General features: G+C 74.3%; 3 protein-coding genes. 2 read left to right on the top strand and 1 reads right to left on the bottom strand.

What is annotated here, in order from left to right; translation table 11 throughout:
- Nucleotides 1–810: 810 nt before the first annotated feature.
- A complete protein-coding gene (locus IEZ17_RS33755; protein ID WP_189306906.1) occupies nt 811–2115 on the bottom strand; it encodes a threonine aldolase family protein in 1305 nt (434 codons plus the stop codon).
- Between the two features lie 694 nt (nt 2116–2809).
- On the opposite strand from IEZ17_RS33755, the gene IEZ17_RS33750 reads away from it, so the two are divergent.
- Both IEZ17_RS33750 and panC read left to right on the top strand, forming a co-directional pair.
- On the top strand, nt 2810–3991 hold the full coding sequence (locus IEZ17_RS33750) for a Rossmann-like and DUF2520 domain-containing protein (RefSeq protein ID WP_189306904.1): 1182 nt from the start codon (nt 2810–2812) through the stop codon (nt 3989–3991).
- The coding region (panC, locus tag IEZ17_RS33745; protein WP_189306902.1) for a pantoate--beta-alanine ligase at nt 3988–5037 on the top strand (1050 nt) is incomplete at its 3' end. The genes IEZ17_RS33750 and panC, both read left to right, overlap by 4 nt.

Raw genomic sequence — 5037 nt, 5'->3', positions numbered from 1 at the left:
CCGCCCCCCGCGCAAAAGACTCTGGCGCAGCGCCGACCACCGCGCCCGCTGCGGGCTCGTGCACAAGCACGGCGAGCTAGCTCGACCACGACAGAGGCACACCCGCGCCCGCTGCGGCCTCGGCCACGCCCACGGCGGGGCATCGCCGACCATGGCGGGCTCAGTGTCGCCTGCGGCCGGGCTACCCGTGGCCATGCGGGTTCAGCGTCGCCCAGGCTTGGCTACCCGTGGCCATGCGGGTTCAGCGTCGCCCGCGGCCTGGCTTCCCGTGCCCGTGACGGGTCGCCCATTACGGGGTCCGGCCCATGGCGGGCTCAGCTGTGACGACGTCGAGCCAGCCCGGCCCGCCGCGAGCGCAGTCGCGCCATGGCCGGGCGACGCTGAGCCCTCGTCGAGTTGGCGCCCACCCAATGGGGGCTGGCTCCACTCAGAGGGCCTGGCCCAACTCGGCGGAGCTGTCCCACCCACAGCGGGGGCAAGCCCCGTCCACGCCGGACTCGGCTGCGTCAACGCCGGGGGCGTGGACGCCCACGGCGGTTCAGCACGCCCTGCTCCGCGCCGGTGCCGGCCCGCCCACGTCAGGCTCAGCCGCGCCAACAGCGAGGGCATGGACACCCACGGCGATTCAGCCCGCCCGCGTCGCGCCCGCTTGTCCCGCGTCGCACCCGCTTGTATTGCGTCTCTATTGCGTCCGCCCGCGTCGGCTCGCCCGCGTCGCGCCCGCTCCCCTTCCGTGTCGAGCGCAACCGCTCCCCGTCCCCGTCCAGCCCGACCGCACCCACCGCGGGCCCAACCACGCCCCCCGCGGCCTCAGTTGCCGATGCGTGACACGAAGTCGGCCGCGGCCGTTCGTACCTCCTCCGGCGTCCAGTCCATCGCGGATGACCCCACCGTCACCTCCGTCTGCGCTACTCCCGGCGGTCCTGCCGGGCCGGGCTCGAACCAGGTGCGGAACAGCGTCGTGCGGCTCTCCTCCGCCTGCCGGACGCCGGCCCAGTTCAGTGCGTCCGGCGGGTAGGGGAGCCATACCTGGAACTGATGGGTGTGCGGTATCTCCGGGTGCACCCTGAACCACGGCACGCCCGCCTCCGCCAAACCGTCCCGCAGCGCCTGCGCGACGACCTTCGCGTGCGCCACGTACTGCGGCAGCCGGGGCAGCTCGCGGTCCAGCCCGGCCAGGGCGGCCAGCGCCGCCGGCCACTGCTGGAACAACTGCCCGCCGTACCGGTGACGCCAGGCCCGCGCCTCCGCCACGAAGCTCTCGGTGCCGGCGAGGGCAGCGCCGGATATGCCGTCCAGGGACTTGTAGTAGGAGACATAGACGCTGTCCGCGAGGGCGGCGATCTCCGGGAGCGTGCGCCCGAAGTGCGAGGCGCACTCCCACAATCGGGCGCCGTCGAAGTGCACCACTGCGTCCCGGTCCCGTGCCGCAGCCACCGTCGCCGTCAGTTCTTCCCACGTCGGGAGGAGGAACCCGGCGTCCCGCAGCGGGAGTTCGAGAGCCAGGGTGCCGAACGGCTCCTGGAGGTCGTAGATCTCGGCAGCGGTCGGCAGCCGTGGCGCGTTCGTCGGATGCACCATGCGCAGCCCGCTGACCACCGCATAGGCGTCACGCTCATGGACCTCCATATGGGACAGGGGATGGCCTGCGACCGTCGGACTGCCGGTCCGCCCCGCCCAGCAGCGCAGGGCCACCTGCTGCGCCATCGTGCCGGTCGGGAAGAACGCGGCGGCCTCGGTGCCCAGGGCCTCGGCGGTACGGCGCTCCAGCTCGCCGACGATGCTGTCGTCGCTGCCGTAGATATCCGTCCAGTCGTCGAGGTCGTACGCATCGGGAGCATCGGCCACCAGGCGCGTCAGCCGCTCCCGGACCGTCTCCACCGCCGGGCCGCTCAGCTTGCGGGCGGAGCCGCGGTGCGCGGTGAGCCGTCGTTTCCGCCCGGGCGCGGTGCCGCTGTCACTGGTGGTCGGGGCGTCTCCCGGGGCGTCGTCGGACCATGTGGTGCTCGATGCGTCGCCTGCCGGTTTCTCGTCGGCGGTCGCGGACGGCGTCGCGGTCCTTTTCGTCGTCGCTGCGGTCCGCGTCCCGTCCCGTGGCGTCCGGTCCCGTGGCATCCCGTCCTGAGACGCAGTGTCCCCGGGTGCCTCGTTCGCAGCCGTCCCGGCCCTGGGATCCACGTCCCCAGGTGTCCCGTTGGGTGTCCCGTTCCGCGATGCCCCGTGCTGAGTCATGGCCCCCGCCTCCCATTCGTTTCGTGCAGTGCGCGCGGCGATGCGTCGATCATGGCGCAGGCGGGCGGGAGGCGGCGAGCCCTGTGGATAACTTTCCGAGGGAGGCGGAGGCGAGCGCCGGGAAGCCCCGCGGAGCGACAGGAAACAGCCGGTGGGAGGTGCTGGGCGAGGTACCCGGGCGCGCTCCGCGGGCGGCCCCGCGGGCCGAGCCCCGCGGGTGGCCTGCGGGCAGCGGTCGGGCCTGCCACCGGCCATCCACGAGCCACCGCCCATCCAGAGCCATGGCCATCCACGAGCCACTGGCCATCCACGAGCCATCGCCCAACCACGAGCCATGGCCATCCACGACCATTGCCGTCCACGCGCCGTCCACACGCCATCGACGAGCCGCCCGTGCGGTGCCGGCAGGTGCCCGCGCCCGTGACGTGCATCAGCTCCGCCGCGCCGGGCGGCGGTTCTGCTCCGAGACCTCCGTCTCACCCTCCGTACGGCTCTCCGGGCTGTCGGAGACACTCGCGTAGCATGGCGACGAATCGTCCGGTACCCCCCGCGGACTGGAACGGAAGGCCATCGCCGCGTGAATGCACACCCACCCATCGAGGCCCAGGACCGGCCCGCCCGGCTCACCGTCGGAGTCGTCGGCGCAGGCCGCGTCGGGCCCGCGCTCGCCGCGTCGCTGCAACTTGCCGGGCATCGTCCGGTCGCCGTTTCCGGGGTCTCCGACGCCTCGGTGCGGCGGGCCGCCGAGCTGCTGCCCGACGTTCCGCTGGTCAGCCCGGCCGAGGTGCTGGCCCGCGCGGATCTCGTGCTGCTGACCGTCCCCGACGACGCCCTGGCCGGCCTGGTGAGCGGCCTCGCCGAGACCGGTGCCGTACGGCCGGGTCAGCTGCTGGTGCACACCTCCGGGCGCTACGGGACGGCGGTGCTGGATCCGGCCACGCGGGCCGGTGCGCTGCCGCTCGCACTGCACCCGGCGATGACGTTCACGGGCACGTCGGTGGACGTCCAGCGGCTCGCCGGCTGCTCGTTCGGGGTGACCGCGCCGGAGGAGCTGCGGATGGCGGCCGAGGCGCTGGTCATCGAGATGGGCGGGGAGCCCGAGTGGATCGCGGAGTCCGCCCGTCCGCTGTATCACGCGGCGCTGGCCATCGGGGCGAACCACCTGGTCACGCTGGTCGCACAGTCGATGGAGCTGTTGCAGAAGGCCGGTGTCCAGGCCCCGGACCGGATGCTCGGCCCGCTGCTCGGCGCGGCCCTGGACAATGCGCTGCGGTCCGGTGACGCCGCCCTGACCGGGCCGGTCGCACGGGGCGACGCGGGCACCGTCGCCGCCCATGTGGCGGAGTTGCGCCGGCATGCGCCGCAGGCCGTCGCCGGGTATCTGGCGATGGCCCGGACGACCGCGGACCGGGCGCTGGCCCGCGGTCTGCTCAAGCCGGAACTGGCGGAGGACCTGCTGGACGTGCTCGCGGGGCCGGCGACTGAGGCGGCCGTGGCACCGGAAGGCGGTGCGCCCCTGAAGGGCAGTGCGCCCCCCGAGGCCGATGCGCCCCCCGAGGGCGACGCCCCCTCCGAGGGGCGCGGTTCCGCGAACGGCGCTGCGAATGGCTCCGCCGGCGGCGAGCCCGGCCCCACCCCCGGCCGCACGGATTCCCGCGGAGGCTCCGCGGCACCCGAATCCCCGGAAACCCCCGGAGCCCCCGGGACACCCGAACGCCCAGAGACCCCCGACCCCGGCTCCTCCGGAGGCGACGCATGACCTCCTCGCCCATCAGCCCATCCTCGAATGCCGGTCGGCAGCCGACGCCGGGGCCCCGGCTCGTGCACACCGCCGCGGCGCTGCGCGAGCTGCCGCGCCGCAGTGGCACGAGGGCTGTTGTCATGACCATGGGTGCGCTGCACGAGGGGCACGCGGCCCTCATCCGGGCCGCCCGTGAGCGCGTCGGGCCGAAGGGCCAGGTCGTCGTCACGGTGTTCGTCAATCCGCTGCAATTCGGCGCGGGCGAGGACCTCGACCGCTATCCGCGCACCCTGGACGCGGATGTCGTCCTGGCGGGTGCGGCGGGCGCCGACGCCGTCTTCGCGCCGTCCGCCGACGAGGTCTACCCGGGCGGCGAACCGCAGATCCGGATCAGCGCGGGCCCCATGGGGACCGTCCTCGAAGGAGCCAGCCGCCCCGGGCACTTCGACGGCGTCCTCACCGTCGTCGCCAAGCTGCTGCATCTGACCGCGCCGGACGTCGCGTTCTACGGGGAGAAGGACGCCCAGCAGCTCGCGGTCATCGGGCGGATGGTCGCCGACCTGAATTTCCCCGTCGAGATCGTCGGCGTCCCCACGGTCCGGGAGGGCGACGGGCTCGCCCGTTCCAGCCGCAACCGCTACCTCTCCGGGCCGGAGCGGCGCACCGCGCTCGCGCTCTCCGCGGCGCTCTTCGCGGCCCGTGACCGGCTCACCGCCGAAGAGGCGCTGCGCGCCCGCGCCGCGTCCACCGGGCACCCCACGCAGGACCGCTCCGCGGCGCTGGCGGCCCTGGGGGAGGACCGGGCCGCCGCCGACGCGCACGCCGTCGCCTATGCCGCGTCCGGGCCTCCGCACGGCCCGTCCGTCGCCCGCGCCGCGGCCCGCGCGGTGCTGACGGACGCCGCGCACGTCGAACCGCCGCTGCACCTCGATTACGTGGCCCTGGTCGACCCGAGGGACTTCACCGAGGTCGCGGACGGGTACGAGGGCGAGGCGATCCTCGCGGTCGCCGCCAAGGTGGGCACCACCCGGCTGATCGACAACATCCGGCTGGTGTTCGCCGGG

It is taken from the genome of Streptomyces albospinus (genome assembly GCF_014648695.1).
Taxonomy (GTDB): Bacteria; Actinomycetota; Actinomycetes; order Streptomycetales; family Streptomycetaceae; genus Streptomyces; species Streptomyces albospinus.
This window is presented reverse-complemented; position numbering and strand designations above follow the sequence as displayed.